The sequence below is a fragment of the Nocardia anocheti genome, assembly GCF_029675105.1.
In the GTDB taxonomy this organism is placed as follows: Bacteria; Actinomycetota; Actinomycetes; order Mycobacteriales; family Mycobacteriaceae; genus Nocardia.
The window spans coordinates 351,876-367,710 of the sequence record NZ_JAQQFV010000008.1 but is presented as its reverse complement, the minus strand read 5'-3'; the positions used below and the strand labels follow the sequence as shown (position 1 = coordinate 367,710).

Annotated in this window: 15 protein-coding genes; 7 read left to right on the top strand and 8 right to left on the bottom strand. The window is 69.1% G+C overall.

The features are described 5' to 3' along the window. Window positions 1-11 precede the first annotated feature (11 nt). The 4 genes from QC180_RS22825 to QC180_RS22810 all read left to right on the top strand — a co-directional run bounded on the left by QC180_RS22825 (window position 12) and on the right by QC180_RS22810 (window position 4,031). A complete protein-coding gene (locus tag QC180_RS22825; RefSeq protein WP_278264830.1) occupies window positions 12-923 on the top strand; it encodes an SDR family oxidoreductase in 912 nt (303 codons plus the stop codon). Window positions 924-1,138: 215 nt separating this feature from the next. Beyond that, window positions 1,139-2,473: a hypothetical protein gene (locus QC180_RS22820; RefSeq protein ID WP_278264829.1), complete on the top strand. Its 1,335-nt coding sequence runs from the start codon at window positions 1,139-1,141 to the stop codon at window positions 2,471-2,473. A gap of 11 nt (window positions 2,474-2,484) precedes the next feature. Further along, entirely contained in the window at window positions 2,485-3,000 is a 516-nt protein-coding gene (locus QC180_RS22815) for a M78 family metallopeptidase domain-containing protein (protein WP_278264828.1), read from the top strand. Next, window positions 2,997-4,031 carry a hypothetical protein gene (locus QC180_RS22810; protein ID WP_278264827.1) on the top strand — a complete coding sequence of 345 codons (1,035 nt, stop codon included), beginning with the start codon at window positions 2,997-2,999 and terminating at the stop codon, window positions 4,029-4,031. Before QC180_RS22815 ends, QC180_RS22810 begins: the two co-directional genes overlap by 4 nt. A gap of 153 nt (window positions 4,032-4,184) precedes the next feature. Here the strand turns inward: QC180_RS22810 and QC180_RS22805 are convergent, their stop codons facing one another. Continuing rightward, entirely contained in the window at window positions 4,185-4,601 is a 417-nt protein-coding gene (locus tag QC180_RS22805; protein WP_019044759.1) for a helix-turn-helix domain-containing protein, read from the bottom strand. A 364-nt stretch (window positions 4,602-4,965) separates the two neighbouring features. Further along, entirely contained in the window at window positions 4,966-6,129 is a 1,164-nt protein-coding gene (locus QC180_RS22800; RefSeq protein WP_278264826.1) for a steroid 3-ketoacyl-CoA thiolase, read from the bottom strand. Between the two features lie 132 nt (window positions 6,130-6,261). Between QC180_RS22800 and QC180_RS22795 the strand changes: the two genes are divergently transcribed. Continuing rightward, window positions 6,262-7,542 carry a cytochrome P450 gene (locus QC180_RS22795; RefSeq protein WP_278264825.1) on the top strand — a complete coding sequence of 427 codons (1,281 nt, stop codon included), beginning with the start codon at window positions 6,262-6,264 and terminating at the stop codon, window positions 7,540-7,542. A gap of 63 nt (window positions 7,543-7,605) precedes the next feature. Here QC180_RS22795 and QC180_RS22790 read toward each other — a convergent pair whose 3' ends face one another. From QC180_RS22790 to QC180_RS22770, 5 genes are read right to left on the bottom strand one after another with little or no spacing between them, the layout of a single operon-like run. After that, complete coding sequence (locus QC180_RS22790) at window positions 7,606-8,028, bottom strand: nuclear transport factor 2 family protein (RefSeq protein WP_278264824.1); 423 nt, start codon at window positions 8,026-8,028, stop codon at window positions 7,606-7,608. Then, a complete protein-coding gene (locus QC180_RS22785; protein WP_278264823.1) occupies window positions 8,025-8,915 on the bottom strand; it encodes a TIGR03619 family F420-dependent LLM class oxidoreductase in 891 nt (296 codons plus the stop codon). The genes QC180_RS22790 and QC180_RS22785 overlap by 4 nt, the downstream gene beginning before the upstream one ends. Then, window positions 8,912-10,081 carry a thiolase domain-containing protein gene (locus QC180_RS22780; RefSeq protein ID WP_278264822.1) on the bottom strand — a complete coding sequence of 390 codons (1,170 nt, stop codon included), beginning with the start codon at window positions 10,079-10,081 and terminating at the stop codon, window positions 8,912-8,914. Before QC180_RS22780 ends, QC180_RS22785 begins: the two co-directional genes overlap by 4 nt. After that, entirely contained in the window at window positions 10,078-11,097 is a 1,020-nt protein-coding gene (locus tag QC180_RS22775; protein WP_278264821.1) for a thiolase domain-containing protein, read from the bottom strand. The genes QC180_RS22780 and QC180_RS22775 overlap by 4 nt, the downstream gene beginning before the upstream one ends. An 8-nt stretch (window positions 11,098-11,105) precedes the next feature. Continuing rightward, window positions 11,106-12,158, bottom strand: a complete 1,053-nt coding sequence (locus QC180_RS22770; RefSeq protein WP_278264820.1) for a Zn-ribbon domain-containing OB-fold protein — start codon at window positions 12,156-12,158, stop codon at window positions 11,106-11,108. A 59-nt stretch (window positions 12,159-12,217) separates the two neighbouring features. On the opposite strand from QC180_RS22770, the gene QC180_RS22765 reads away from it, so the two are divergent. Then, window positions 12,218-13,255 carry an LLM class F420-dependent oxidoreductase gene (locus QC180_RS22765; RefSeq protein ID WP_278264819.1) on the top strand — a complete coding sequence of 346 codons (1,038 nt, stop codon included), beginning with the start codon at window positions 12,218-12,220 and terminating at the stop codon, window positions 13,253-13,255. A 22-nt stretch (window positions 13,256-13,277) separates the two neighbouring features. After that, window positions 13,278-14,813, top strand: a complete 1,536-nt coding sequence (locus tag QC180_RS22760; RefSeq protein WP_278264818.1) for an acyl-CoA synthetase — start codon at window positions 13,278-13,280, stop codon at window positions 14,811-14,813. Window positions 14,814-14,820: 7 nt separating this feature from the next. On the opposite strand, the gene QC180_RS22755 is transcribed toward QC180_RS22760, so the two are convergent. Next, window positions 14,821-15,819, bottom strand: a complete 999-nt coding sequence (locus tag QC180_RS22755; protein WP_278264817.1) for a sigma-70 family RNA polymerase sigma factor — start codon at window positions 15,817-15,819, stop codon at window positions 14,821-14,823. Between the last annotated feature and the right edge of the window lie 16 nt (window positions 15,820-15,835).

Below are 15,835 nucleotides of genomic sequence, written 5' to 3'. Positions count from 1 at the left end.
AGGAGCTTCAGATGGACGACCAGCAGATCTGCGCGGGCCGCACGGTCATCGTCACCGGCGCGGGCCGGGGGATCGGTCGCGCGCACGCGCTGGCCTTCGCCGCGGCGGGCGCCCGGGTGGTGGTCAACGATGTCGGCACCGCGCTCGACGGCGCCGAGACCGCCGAGACGCCCGCCCAGCAGGTCGTCGACGAGATCGCCGCGGCCGGTGGCGAGGCGGTGGCCAACTACGACGACGTGGCCGACTGGGAGGGCGCGCGCAGGCTGATCCGCCAGGCCGTGGACACCTTCGGTGGGCTCGACGTGCTGGTCAACAACGCGGGCTTCGTGCGCGACCGCATGCTGGTGAACCTCGGCGAGGACGAGTGGGACGCGGTGGTGCGCGTGCACCTCAAGGGCCACTTCGCCACCATGCGTCACGCGGCGGAGTACTGGCGCGCCGAGTCGAAGGCCGGTCGACCTGTCGACGCCCGCGTCATCAACACCAGCTCGGGTGCCGGTCTGCAGGGCAGCGTCGGTCAGGGCAACTACGGCGCCGCCAAGGCGGGCATCGCCGGGCTCACGCTCACCGCGTCGGCGGAGTTCGGCCGCTACGGCGTGACCGTCAACGCGATCGCGCCCGCCGCCCGCACCCGGATGACCGAGACCGTCTTCGCCGACACCATGGCCGCCCCGGACTCCGGCTTCGACGCCATGGCTCCGGAGAACGTCTCCCCGCTGGTGGTCTGGCTCGGCAGCACCGAGTCTGCCGGGGTGACCGGCCGGATGTTCGAGGTCGAGGGCGGCAAGGTGGCGCTGGCGCAGGGCTGGCGCCACGGTGCGCCGGTCGACCGCGGCGCCCGCTGGAACCCCGCCGAGCTGGGTCCGGTGGTAGCCGAATTGATCGAGAAGAGCGTCGCGCCCGAGCCGGTTTACGGCGCATAGCAAACTTTGTGGCACAGGTCCCGGGAATCTCCCGGGACCTGTGCTTTTGCCATTTCACGCGCGTCCAGGGGGCTGTACGACTTGTGCTCTCCCCTGCGAGGGATCGGCGGTGGGTTTACTATGGGCTACTGTTCGTCGATCCCGGCATGAATCGCGACCGGGGGTAATGCTGCGCCGGGAACGAAGGGGATGACAAGCGCATGGCCGTAGGTCGCATGTTGCGCGTATTTGCCGCCGCGAGTGTGCTGGCGGGATGTGCGCTACTCGGGCCCGCGGTCGCTGTCGCCGCACCCGGTACGCCGTCCACGCCCGTCGAGCAGGCGCCCGGCAGCGGCAGTAGCGGCGCCGGGAGCAGCGGTCAGGACGACAACGGTCAGGACCTCGGCCAGCATCCCGAACTGACGCTGCCCGGTGCGCCGGGGGAGCGTCAGCGTGACAGCTGCGGCTCCGGTGCCCAGGCCACCAAGTGCCCGGTCGGTGAGCAGGCTCCCGGCCAGGACCAGAGCGGCCAAGGCGCGGGGGACAGCCAGGACAACAGCGATCCGGGACAGCTCGGCGTGCCCAGTGGTTCCGGCGGCGGGCAGCCCGCGGGTGCCCCGGTCGCCGAAGACGAGTGGCAGCCGCTCGCCATCCCGGGCCAGGTCAGCCAGGACGTTCCCACCAAGGAAGTGGCGGGCTCCGGTTCCGCCTCCGGCTCGGCCGCCGTGGGTTCCGCGGCGGGTGCCGGTTCCGCCGCGGCGGGACTGGCCCTCGGCACGGGTTCGGCGGGCCTCGGCCTGCTGCTCGGCACCGGTTCGGCCGGAGTCGGCGCGATCCTCGGGACCGGCTCGGCGGGCGTCGCCGCCGTCCTCGGGACGGGTTCGGCCGGAGTCGGCGCGGTCCTGGCCACCGGTTCGGCCGGTTCGGCCGGTGTCCTCGCGACCGGTTCGGCGGGCGCCGCCGCGGTACTCGGTACCGGGTCGGCAGCTGTCGGCTCGGCGGCCGCTGGCACCGGCTCCGCGGCACTCGGACTCGGCTCGGCGGTCCTCGGAACCGGTTCGGCCGCAGTCGGTTCCGCCGGAATCGGCTCGGCCGCGGTAGGTTCGGCCGGTGCCGGTTCGGCCGCGACGGGTTCCGCCGCCGTCGGCTCGGCGGCGGTCGGCTCCGCCAGTCCGCTGCTCCTGCTGCTGATCCCGCTCCCGACGGCCCCGGCCGCCCCCGCGTTACCGTCGATCGCCATCCCACCCGCACCGGACGCGCCTTCGGTCGCGGTGCCGAATATCGCTGTGGCAGCACCGGTTCCGGCGGCGGCACCGCCCGCACCGGAGGCGCCCGCGCCCGCCGCGCCACCCGCCGCCGCCCCGGCTCCGGCCGCCAAGCCCAATCACGAGTTCGTCCCGACCAGTGACAACAGTGGCCTGCCCGCGCCGAAGCTGCTGTCGGTGATCGGTGGCCTGATCGCGCTCACCCTGGCCGGAACCGGTTCGGGCGCGGTGAGTTTCCAAGGTGCCGCGGCCGCCCAGGCGCGGGTGAACGCGGCGCGTGCCGAGTTCTTCGGACCGAGGTCGTGAGGGGATCTTCGATGAGCAGGAGCAAGACCCAGAGCACCTCCCGGTCCTACCGTCGCGTGGCCGCCGCCGTCGACGCGGTCTGCGCGGTGGCCGCCGACTCCGACGCGACCACTCTCGACGAGGTGGTGGCGGCGGTCTCGCTGGAACGTGACCGCGAGATCGAGATCACCAGCGCGCAGCTGGGTCCGGGAGTGTGCGGGCAGCGCCGGTTCTATCCCGAACGCGACATCATCGTGCTCGCCGACGCCCTGCCCAGTCGCGACCACACCCTCGCCCACGAACTCGGCCACATCGTGTTCGACCACGAGGGCGCCCCGGCGGTGGAGACCACGCTGGAGGTCAGCGACGACCTCATCGCCTACATGCTCAGCCAGCGCGCGCACGCGCAGATCGTCGAGGACGGCGCCGACGACCTCGCCGAATGGGAGGCCGAGACCTTCGCGGCCATGTTGATGACCCGCCTGCGCGTGTTCAACAACCGGGGCGCAGGCGTCTCGGTCCTTCGATTCGATGAGGCACTCGGATGACACTCTGGTTGACAGCCCTGCTGGTCTGGGTTGCCGCGGGTGCGCGAGTGGGTCGCGTGCTGGTCAAGCCAGCCACGACCGCCCGCGTCGCCATCGTCGTCGCGGTGGCCGCGGTGGCGCTCGCCGCGACCGTCGCCATTCCCGATATCGCGGTCGCCGTCGACAATCTGCTGCCCGGTGGCGTGCACAACGGTTGGTTGTCCACCGGCGTCGTCGTCTCGGCGTGGATCCTGTTCACCACCGCTACCTCGGTGGTCGCCTCGGCGGCCTGGCCGGTGGTGTCGCGGCGCAATCTGCGCCAGGTGGCGATGATCGTCTACGGCATCGGCGCGCTGGCGATCGTGATCACGCTGGCGTGGTCGTTCACCTTCGGCTGGATCGTGGTCGCACTCGGCGCGGTCTTCATCGTCACCACCGGTCTGCGCAACCTGGACTGGACCACGCTGGGTCGCGGCATCGCGATCTACACCGCCGGAACGGCTTTGGTCGCCGTGCTGGCCGTGGCCAACGCGGGCCGGGCCCTGCAGGGCGCTGTCCCGCCGCCGCCCGGTGAGCCGTTGTGGGGCTGGGCCGGGTGGGAGATCGCGAGCCTGCTGATCTCGCTGGGCGCGGTCTCGATCGTCATCGAGCTGTGGTGGCGGGCGCGGGTGCTGCTGCGTCGCATCCGTCCGCTGCACAAGCTCATGGTCGGCCGTTTCCCCGAGGTGGTCGCCCCCGAGCAGAACGCCACCTCGGCCCAGCTCAAGGCCTCCGACCACGTCGCCCAGGTGATGGACGCGCTGTATCTGCTCTCCGGCAGCGGCATCGTCATCCCGGCCGCGGGCGAGCCCCCGAACTCCGTCCCCGAACGAGCCGCCGTGGTCGCCGAATGGACCCGCGACCCCCTCGGCGACCTGTTCGTCGACGCCCGCTGGATCGCCCCACCCCCCGGCGTGAGCCCCCGCGGCTGGGTCCTCGCGCTGGCGACCAAGTACCAGGAAGTCGCCGCCGCCGCGGGCCCGGCCCCGAAAGCCACCGCCTCCCGAGGCTGAACTCGGATACGGCGCCAGCCGCCAATGTCACAGAGAACGGGCCTGAGGTGGTGGGTTGCCCACCGGCTCAGGCCCGTTCTCTGTGCGTATCCGATCTTCTCCGGCCGGTCCCAGGACACCATCAGGTGCGTCAGGCCGACCGCCGTGTGGATCCTATTCCGTTCCATCCGGCGGAATTTCGGGCAAACCTTCGCTTGCCCGAAGCTTCTCCGCCATGGAGGTGAGCAGATTCTGTGATTCTTCGGAGAGGTCGAATGCTCTGCTGGACAGTCGACGCAGCCCGTAGCCCTGCAACTGCGCGAGCAGCTCCAGGTCGTGGTCGATCTTGGCCGCGTAGATGTCGTTGAAGAAGTAGTCAGGCTTGACCTTGAAGAACTTCGCCAGGGCGGCCACCGTCTCGTCGGACGGGTTGGTTCGTTGTCCCGACCGCAACTGCGAGAGATACGGCTTCGAGATCGGATGCCCGGAGGCAGTCAGCGCAGCCGCAACCTCTGCGTTGGTATGCGGCTTGCGCCCCGGGGGATGCACGGTTTCGAACAGCTTGTTCAGCCGCGCCGCGAAATCAGCCATTGTGAGCCGCCCAATTCCCTTCACTGTACTAACAGTCGTTATCTCGGATACGTATCATTGATATTAGCGGCTCAGTAACTGAAAACCTACGCCTGATTCGGGATTTCTCTGCGATTTCCGGCGCTCACCTGCGTGCAGGGGCGGCGGCGGTCGCGTTTGCGGGCCACGCCAACGACTCTTGTGGAGCCGGAGGGTGTCCGAGTTCGTGCCCGTCGCGGGGGTCTTCCACCATGGACTCATGGTAGCTCAAAGATAGCTGATACGTCATCGTCCCCCCGGCCCCCTTGATTGTGTGGCGTACGACACGTTCCGGGCGCCCTGGGATGAATGTTCAACCTGGGCGCCCGGTTTCGGTGAGAGCAGTCTACAGGCGCTCGATGATCGTGCCGGTGGACAGGGCCCCGCCTGCGCACATGAGCACCATGGCGGTCCCCGCGCCGGTCCGCTCGAGCTCGTGTAGCGCGGTCGTGATCAGACGCGAACCGGTGGAGCCGACCGGATGCCCGATTGCGATCGCACCGCCGTTGGCATTTACCCGATCCATGTCCGGTTGGTGTACAGCGGCCCACGAAAGGGCCACCGAAGCGAATGCTTCGTTGATCTCGAAAACATCGATATCCGAAATCGACATTCCGGAGCGTTCGAGCAGCCGGGTGCACGCCTGCACCGGTCCGTCGAGGTGGAACTCCGGCTCGGCGCCGACGAGCACCTGGGTGTGGATGCGGGCACGCGGGCGCAGACCCCGGCGCCGCGCGACGGCCTCGTCCATCAGCAGCACGGCCGCGGCGCCATCGGAGATCTGCGAGGAGGTACCGGCGGTGTGGATGCCGTCCTCGACCACCGGCTTCAGCGCCGACAGGCCCTCCAGAGTGGTCGCGCGCAGGCCCCCGTCGCGGGTGACCTCCACCTTCTCGCCGGTGGGCTGTCCTTCGGAATCCAGCACGGGTGCCGAGACCGGCAGCACCTCGCGATCGAAGCGACCCTCGGACCAGGCCCGTGCCGCCAATTGCTGTGAGCGCAAACCGAACTGGTCCACATCGGCGCGGGTGATGCCGCGCCTGCGGGCGATCCGTTCGGCCGCGCCGAACTGGTCGGGCATGTCGATCGACCAGCTGGCCGGACGACGCGCGCCACCGTCCTTCGGCACATTGGCGCCCAGTGGCACCCGGCTCATCGCCTCCACGCCGCAGGCCACGCCGACGTCGATGGCGCCGGTGGCGATCAGGCCCGCGATGAGGTGATTGGCCTGCTGCGCCGAGCCGCACTGGGCGTCGACGGTGGTTGCGCCGGTCTGCCAGGGCAGGCCCGCGTGCAGCCAGGCCGTGCGGGTGACGTTGTTGCCCTGCTCGCCGACCTGGGTGACGCAGCCGCCGATCACCTGCTCGACCTCGGCCGGGTCCAGACCCGCCCGATCGAGCAGTCCGCGCTGGGCCAGGCCGAGCAGTTCCACCGCGTGCAGTCCCGAAAGCTGCCCCCGACGCTTGCCGATCGGGGTGCGAACGGCCTCCACGATCACGGGTGTGCCCATCTGATTCTCCCTCGTAACTGCAACAAGTTCTGTTCTGTAGCCCAGAGTAAAACCGCGAGGTTCTTCCGTACCGGCAACCCCTGTGCTTGAATGATTGTAGAACGTGTTTCAGTTTGTCGAAGGAGACATCTGGTGGTAGATCCGCGCAACGAAGCCACGGGTACCCTGCCGAACCTGCCCGACGGGTTCGACGTCACCGACCCGGACATCTACGCCGAGCGTGTCCCGGTGGAGGAATTCGCCGAGCTGCGCCGCTCGGCGCCGATCTGGTGGAACGCGCAGTCGCCGGAGGTCGGTGGCTTCCACGACGACGGCTTCTGGGTCGTGAGCAAGCACGCCGACGTCAAAGAGGTGTCGCGGCGCAGCGATGTGTTCTCCACCTACGAGAACACCGCGATCCCGCGCTTCAACGACGACATCCAGCGCGAGCAGATCGAACTGCAGCGCTTCGTCATCCTCAACAAGGACGCCCCCGAGCACACCAAACTGCGCAAGCTGATCGCCAAGGGCTTCACCCCGCGCGCGGTCAACGGCCTGCGCGCCGAGCTGTCGGCGCGCGCCGAGCGCATCGTCAAGGCCGCGGCCGAGGCGGGCACGGGCGACTTCGTCACCCAGGTGGCCTGCGAGTTGCCGCTACAGGCGATCGCCGAGTTGATCGGTGTGCCGCAGGAGGACCGGATGAAGGTCTTCGAGTGGTCCAACGACATGACCGGCTACGACGACCCCGACAATGTCGACATCGACCCGGTCAAGGCGTCGATGGAACTGCTGGGCTACTCGTACCAGATGGCCGAGGCCCGCAAGGCGTGTCCCGCCGACGATCTGGTGACCACGCTGATCGAGGCCGACGTCGACGGTGAGGCGCTCACCCCCGAGGAGTTCGGCTTCTTCGTCATCCTGCTGGCGGTCGCGGGCAACGAGACCACCCGCAACGCCATCAGCCACGGCATGATCGCCTTCATGGAGAACCCCGACCAGTGGGAACTCTTCAAGAAGGAACGCCCGGCCACCGCGGTCGACGAGATCATCCGCTGGGCCACCCCGGTGACCTCCTTCCAGCGCACCGCGCTCGAGGACACCGAACTCGGCGGCGTGCAGATCAAGAAGGGCCAGCGGCTGGTGATGCTGTACCGCTCGGCCAACTTCGACGAGGACGTCTTCGAGCACCCGGAGAAGTTCGACATCACCCGCAAGGACAACCAGCACCTGGCCTTCGGCGGCACCGGCGCCCACTTCTGCGTCGGCGCGAACCTGGCCCGCCTCGAGGTCGACCTGATCTTCAACGCCATCGCCGACCATCTGCCCGACATCAGCAAGATCGGTGCGCCCAAGCGCCTGCGTTCGGGCTGGCTCAATGGCATCAAGGAACTGCCGGTCGACTACCAGACCAAGGGCTGCCCGGTCGCGCACTGACCGTTCGACGCAATCGGCCCCGATACCTTCCGGAAGGTATCGGGGCCGATTCGCGTCCGCGGCTCAGGACACGGCGCGGGTGGTGCCCATCGCGCGTTCGACTTCCCAGAACGCGCGCAGCGCGGCGATCTTGCCGTCGGCGTCGACCTTGTAGGTGAACACGCCCTCGGCGTCGATGACATGGCCCGCCATGGTGGTGCGGATCAGGCCGGTGAAGGCGATCTCGTCGCCGCAGGCGAAGGAGTCCTCGAACAGGAACTCGATCGAGTCGGTCAGCGCGATGGCCTTGTCCCAGAACGCGCCGATCGCCGCGTGGCCGCGATGACCGACACCCTCCGGATCGAAACCCGAAGGGCCGACGGGATCTTCGACGATACCGTCCTCGGCGAACAGCGCGACCCAGGCCGCCCTGTCCTTGGCGCGCACCGCGGCCTGGGAGGCCAGACCGGCGGCACGCGCGGAACGATCGACGGAGGTCTGGCTCATCGCGCCACCTCCGCCACGATCGGATCGGCGATGTACTTCTCGGCGAAGCGGCGCATAGAGTCCTGCTTGGCGGCCAGTTCGCCGTCGAAGCCGATGCCGTCCATCAGCCAGGGGACGACGATGGTGTCGGTGACCCCCGCGTCGGCCAGGTCCTGGTAGCCGTCGCGGCCGTAGCGGTCGATGCAGACGGCCTGGATCTCGAAGGGCACCTCCGAGCGGCCGTATTCGGCGCGCAACTCGGTGAGCTTGGTGATGGTGGTCTGCAACTGCTCGAACTTCATCATGGCCGAGGTCCAGCCGTCACCGATGCGGGCCGCGCGGCGCAGCGCCGGGCCGGTGTGTCCGCCGACGTAGAACGGCACCGGCTGACTGGGCGCCGGACTCATCTGGAGCGAGTCGAAATCGTAGAACTCGCCGTGGAATTCGACCATGCCGCCGTCGAGGACGAGCTTGATGATCTCGATCATCTCGTCCACCCGCGCGCCGCGCCGCTCGTAGGGCACCCCGCACCATTCGAATTCCTCGGGTGCCCAGCCGATCCCGACGCCGAAGCCGAAGCGGTTGTTCGACATATTGGCGATCGAGCCCACCTGGCGGGCCAGCAGCAGCGGATTGCGCGAGCCCAGCTTGAGGACATTGGTGTAGAAGCGCAGGTCAGTGGTCACCGCGGCCATGCTGGCGGCGGCGATCAGCGGGTCGACCCACGGGGTCTCCGGGCCCCAGAAGCGGCTGCCGTCGGGGGTGTAGGGATAGTCGGCGGCCTGCGACTTCATGTAGAACAGCGAGTCGGGCAGGCCGATCGAGGTGAATCCGCATTCTTCGGCCGTCTTGGCCAGTTCGGTGAGCTGGTCCAGCGGGCTCAGCGCGACGCCGACGGTGAACTTCATGACGGACGCTCGCTGCCGACAACCCACATCGAGAAGTACTGGGAGCCACCGCCGTACGCGTGCCCCATCGCCTTCTTGGCGTTCTCGACCTGGTAGTCACCCGCCCGGTCCATCACCTGTTTGGCGGCCTCGGCGAAGCGGATCAGGCCGGACGCGCCGATCGGGTTGGAGGAGAGCACACCGCCCGACGGGTTCACCGGGATGCGCCCGCTGATCTCGGTCTCGCCCTTGTCGGTGAGTTTCCAGCCCTCGCCCTCGGCGGCGAAGCCCAGGTTCTCCAGCCACATCGGCTCGAACCAGGAGAACGGCACGTAGATCTCGGCCACGTCGATCTCCTCGAGGGGATCGGTGATCCCGGCGGCCTTCCACAGCGCGGCGGCCGCGTCGCGACCGGCCCGCGGATTCACCTGGTCGCGCCCGGAGAAGGTGGTGGGCTCGGTGCGCATGGCCGTGCCGTGCACCCAGGCGACCTTCTTGCCCTGCGCCTCGACCGCCTCGGCGGCCTCCGCGTTGCCGATCACCAGCGCGCAGGCGCCGTCGGAGGACGGGCAGGTCTCGTCGAAACGGATGGGGTCCCACAGCATCTGGGAGGCCAGCACCGATTCGACGGTGATGTCGGGCTGGTGCAGGTGCGCGAGTGGGTTCTTCGCGCCATTGCGCCGGTCCTTCACCGCCACCATGGCACCGATGTGCATGGGCGCGTTGGAGCGGCGGATGTAGGAGCGCACGTGCGGGGCGAAGTAGCCGCCAGCGCCCGCGCCGACCGGCATGGTGAACGGCACCGGAATCGACAACGCCCACATGGCATTCGACTCCGACTGCTTCTCCCAGGCGATCGCCAGGACCTTGCCGTGCACGCCCGCCTGCACGAGATTGGCCGCGACCACACCGGTCGAACCGCCCACCGAACCGGCGGTGTGCACGCGCAGCAGCGGCTTGCCGACCGCGCCGAGTGCCTCGGCCAGATACAGCTCCGGCATCATGACACCCTCGAAGTAGTCGGGGGCCTTGCCGACGACGACGGCGTCGATCTCGGCGATCGTCAGACCCGCGTCATCGAGCGCGCGATCGATCGCCTCCCGGCACATGCCCGCCATGGACACGTCCGAACGTTTTGTCACGTGATGAGTTTGGCCGGTGCCGAGCACCGCGGCGGGGAAGCTCATCGTGCCTCCGATTCCAGAACGGCGACCAGGTTCTGTTGCAGCGCGGGGCCGCTGGTCGCGTGAGCGAGAGTCCGGTTCGCCGAACCGGTCATGATGGCCGTGGCGGCATTGCCGATCCGTTCCAGACCGGCCGCGAACATCGGGTTGCCCGCGAGCGCGCCACCGGACGGGTTGACCGGCGTCTCGGGGGACAGGCCGATCGCCTCGGCGAGGATCAGCTGCTGATGGCTGAACGGCGCGTGCAGTTCGGCGAGGTCGAAGCTGGTGTCGCCGTTGATCGCCGCCGCGGCGGCCGCGGTGGTCGAGGGGGAGCGGGTCAGGTCGCGGCTGCCGAGCGCCTGGGCGTCGATGTTGTGCGCGATTCCGGTGATCCAGGCCGGGCGCTCGCACAGTGCGCGGGCCCGGTCGCCGACCGCGAGCACGATGGCCGCGGCGCCGTCGGTGACGGGCGCGATGTCGTGGGCGCGTAGCGGATCGGCCACATACGGTGCGGCGAGCAGGGATTCGATATCACCCCCGGCGACGGCGGCCATCTCCTGCTCGGTCCAGCGGCCCGCGTCCAGTCCGGCGCGCGCCTGCAGACCGGCGACCGAGACGGCGTCGGGCCACAGCGGGCCGACGAGATACGGGTCGAGCTGCATGGTCAGCACCTGCCGCAGCGTGCCCGCCGAGGCCTTGCCGAAGCCGTAGACCAGCGCGGTCTCGGCCTGGCCGGACCGCAGTTTCACCCACGCCTCGTAGAGCGCCCACGCGGCGTCCATCTCCACGTGCGACTCGTTGATCGGCGGCACCGCGCCGATCGCGTCGACGGCGGAGATGAACGAGAACGCCCGCCCCGCCAGGAAATCCGAGGAACCCGAGCACCAGAAGTCGATATCGGACTTGGTGATGCCGAGGTCGGCGTAGAGCTGCTGGAAACACGGCACGAGCATCTCGACGCCGTTGGTGGTGCCGAAGGTCTCCGGCACGTGCGGTGCGTGGGCGAATCCCACCACCGCGATTTCGGGAGTAGTCACGTCGCCTCTCAGAGGTGGTGCTGGTAGGACTCGTACGGCGCGTCGGGCTCGCCGCTGGGTCGGAAGTGGTCGATATTGGCCAGCGCGTGGCCCCATTCCTCACGCGGCTTCCACACCGCCTCCACCCGCATGCCCATGCGCACCTCGCTCGCGTCGCACCCGAGGACCAGGTGCAGGAACGGGATGTCGGCGCCGTCGAGCAGCACATAGGCCGCCACGTACGGCGGCTTGATCCGCTGTCCGAGGAACGGCACGTTCACGATGCAGAAGGTGGTGACGGTGCCCTTGTCCGGCAGTTCGACCAGATCGTTGGTGGGCGTGCCGTCGGTCGGGTTGGCCCCGCGCGGCGGGAAGTAGACCCGTCCGCCCGCCTCGGACCGGCCGCCGATGAGCTTGCCCTCGGCGAGTCCGCGCAGGTAGATGGTCTCCTGCGGGGAGGCGGTGTGCTTGTAGTTCAGATCCACCGGGGTGGTCAGCATGGTGACTGTGTCTGTCGGCGGCTGGTGCCGCGTGGATTCCGGCCCCTTGGGCCTCGCGTCCGAGGAGCGATACTCCGCCTGCGGCGTTACGTCTCGCTCCTCGGACGCGAGGCGGCCGGAATCCGTGGTGGTGTCGGGTTCGAAGTAGGCGATGTCGTGGATGGTGCCGGTGGGTTCGTCGGCCCAGTGGGCGCGGACCCGCAGGCCGGTGCGCACCTGGCTCGGATCGGTCACGTCGAGCGCGTGCAGCAGGGCGGTGTCGGCACCGTCGAGCTGGATCAGCGCCCACGCGAAGGGCCGGTCGAACGGCTGGCCCGGCAAGGGCTCGGCCACCCACGTCCACGAGGTGACGGTGCCGATCGCCGCCACGTCGACCAGCTCGGCCAGCGGGGCCGAGGTCACCGGGTCGTATTCGGCGGGCGGCACCAGCACGCGGCCGTCACTGCCGCGGACGCCGAGTATGCGGCGTTCGCGCAGTCCGGTCAGAAACGCGCCGATGATGGGTCCGACGGACCTGGTGTAGTCGAATCGCACCCTCAGGGGTGCATCCAGTACTTCCACTGCGGTATTCCCCTGGGTCACAATGTCGAGTAGAACAGGTTCTTATTCTGCTCGCAAGGATTCGCCGAAAGGGCGCCGTCATGAAATTCGGACTGCAACTCGGTTACTGGGGTGCGCAGCCGCCCGCCAACGTCGGCGAGCTGGTGGTCGCCGCCGAGGAAACGGGCTTCGACGCGGTGTTCGCGGCCGAGTCGTGGGGCTCGGACGCGTTCGCGCCGCTGGCCTGGTGGGGCTCGCGCACCGATCGGGTGCGACTGGGCACCTCGGTGGCGCAGATGTCGGCGCGCACCCCGGCGGCGACCGCCATGCACGCGCTGACACTGGACCATCTCAGCGGCGGCCGGGCCATCCTCGGCCTCGGTGTCTCGGGCCCGCAGGTGGTGGAGGGCTGGTACGGCCAGCCCTTCGCGCAGCCGCTGCGGCGCACCAGGGAGTACGTCGACATCGTGCGCAAGATCCTCGCCCGCGAGGCCCCGGTGACCTCCGACGGCAAGCACTACGGGCTGCCCTACACCGGCCCCGGCGCCACCGGCCTGGGCAAACCGCTCAAGCCGATCGTGCACCCGCTGCGTGCGGATCTGCCGATCTGGCTGGGTGCGGAGGGACCGAAGAACGTCGCGCAGACCGCCGAGATCGCCGACGGCTGGCTCGCGATCTACTACGCCCCGCGCCTGGCCGGGATGTACAACGAGTGGCTCGACGAGGGCTTCGCGCGGCCGGGCGCGCGGCGCGGCCGGGCCGATTTCGAGATCGCCGCGAGCGCGCAGGTGGTCGTCACCGATGACCCGGCGGGCGAGATCGAGCGGATGCGCTGGGTCACCTCGCTCTACATCGGCGGCATGGGTGCTCCCGAGCTGAACTTCCACGCGCAGGTCTACAAGCGGATGGGCTACGCCGCCGAGGTCGACGAGATCTCGGCGCTGTTCCAGGCGGGCCGCAAGGCCGAGGCCGCCGCCGCGGTGCCCGACGAGCTGATCACCGACACCGCGATCTTCGGCGACGAGGCCCACGTGCGGGCCCGGCTGAAGGAATGGGAGGACGCCGGGGTGACGATGATGCTGATCTCGGTTTCCGACGCCGACCAACTGCGCCGCGTCGCACCCCTTGTAGAACGGTAGAACACGTTCTAAATTCGATGAGATGAGCAGCCAGCAGACAACGGAAGTCCTCGGACTGTGGAATATCGCCGCGGCCGATCCCGAGCGGATCGCCGTCGTCGACCCGGACGGCACCGAGATCAGCTATCGAGAATTGGCCACCCTGGCCAACCGCTACGCCAACGGGCTACGCGGGATCGGCTTGCGGACCGGGGACGTCGTCGTCAGCATGCTGCACAACGGCGTCGAGGCCATCGCCGCGTACTTCGCCGCCTACCAGGCCGGGCTCTACATCGTCGCGGTGAACTGGCATCTGACCGCGCCGGAGATCGCCTACATCCTCGGTGACAGCGAGGCCTCGGCGTTCCTGGCCAGCGAACGCTTCGCCGCGACCGCCGCCGAGGCCGCCGACCTGGCCGAGCTGCCCGCCGACGCGCGCTTCGCCGTCGGCACCGTCCCCGGTTTCCGGCCGGTCTCCTGGCTCGGCGCCGCCGACACCGGCCGCCCCGACGAGCGCTCGGTGGGCGCCCCGATGCTCTACACCTCGGGTACCACCGGACGACCCAAGGGCGTGCGTCGTCCACTCACCGGGGCCGACCCGGATGTGGTTCCGGCGCCGAACAAGTCGTTCTTCAGCCTGTTCGAGCTGGCGCCCTACGACGATCACGTGCACATCTGCGGCTCGCCGCTCTACCACACCGCCGTACTCAACTTCTCGACCATCTCCATCCAGCTCGGCCACAAGCTGGTGCTGATGGACCGCTGGACCGCCGAGGACATGCTCGCCCTGATCGAGCGCCACAAGGTGACCCACAGCCACATGGTGCCCACCCAGTTCCACCGCCTGCTCGCCCTGCCCGAGGACGTGCGCGCCCGCTACGACGTGTCCTCGCTGCGCAGCATGGTGCACGGCGCCGCGCCGTGCCCGCAGCAGACCAAGCGGCAGATGCTCGAGTGGTGGGGGCCGGTCGTCACCGAGTACTACGCCGCCACCGAGGGCGGCGGCACCGTCATCAACGGCGCCGACTGGCTGCGCAAGCCCGGTTCGGTGGGCAAGGCGTGGCCGTGGTCGGTGATCAAGATCCTCGACGAGACCGACGGCTCCGAGCTGCCCGCGGGCAAGGAGGGCCTGGTCTACATGAAGATGGGCGCCTCCAGCTTCGAGTACCACCACGCCAAGGAGAAGACCGAGGAGGCGCGCGTCGGTGACCTGTTCACCGTCGGCGACATCGGCTACCTCGACGAGGACGGCTACCTCTACCTGTGCGACCGGCGCTCGGACCTGATCCTGTCCGGTGGCGTCAACATCTATCCGGCCGAGATCGAGGGCGTGCTGATGAGTCACCCGAAGGTGGCCGACGTGGCGGTTCTCGGTGTGCCCGACCCGGATTGGGGTCAGCAGGTGAAGGCGTTCGTCCAGCCGGTGGAGGGCACCGACGGCGACGACGCGCTCACCACCGAACTCATCGAGTTCGCCGCGGGCCAACTCGCCAAGTACAAGCTGCCCCGCACGGTGGAATACCGGGCGGAGCTGCCGCGCGACCCCAACGGCAAGCTCTACAAGCGCCGCCTGCTCTGAACCGCCGCTAGACGGCCTCGCGCCACTCCGGTGCGAGGCCGAACAGCGGGAACAGCCGCTCGGTGTCGAGGAAGAAGTTCAGCCCGGCGATGGTGTCGCCGTCGAGTTCGAGCACGGTGATCGACCACGGCACCCACACACCCGGCTCCTCGCTGGGCTTGTAGTGGCCGAAGGCGGGCAGCCCGTTGGCACCGGCCAGCGGCACCATCCGGGAATCGCGGCAGGCACTGCCGGTGCCGAGCATGAACGCGGCCACGTTCTCCGGCCCGGAGATCCACAGCTCGAACGGCGGCATCGACAGCGCCACATCGGCTTTGAGCAGGGTGGTGAGCGCGTCCATGTCGTAGGCCTCGAACGCCTGCACGAAATCGTCGATGAGCTTGCGCTGACCGGGATCGGACTCGTCGAACCCGTCACCGACCGTGGGCTGCACCTTCGACATGGTCGCCCGCGCGCGTTGCAGCGCGCTGTTCACCGACGCGGGCGACATCATCAGCGCCTCGGCGGTCTCGCTCGCCGAGAAGCGCAGCACCTCGCGCATGATCAGGATCGCGCGCTGGGTGGCGGGCAGGTGCTGGCAGGCCGCCACGAACGCCAGGCGCAGCGTGTCCTTGGTGGAGGCGTGCTCGGCCGGATCGGCGCCGAAGGCCAGAGCGTTGGGGATGGGCTCGATCCACACGTAGTCGGGCTGCGGGGCGGGCAGGGGGGAATCGGGGCGCCCCGGCCCGTTGAGATCCATCGGTCTGGCGCGGCTCTGTGGCCGGTCGAGCATGTCCAGACAGATATTGGTGGCGATCTTGTAGAGCCACGAGCGCAGACTCGCGCGGCCCTCGAAGGAGTCGTAGGAGCGCCAGGCGCGGGTGAATGTCTCCTGCACCGCGTCCTCGGCCTCGAACGAGGAGCCGAGCATGCGGTAGGCGTACGCGCACAACTCGCGCCGGTGGGATTCGAATTCGGCCAGGACAGCGGGGTCGGGGCCGGTGGTGGTGGTTGTGGCGTCGCTCATAGTTCCTCACGATGCC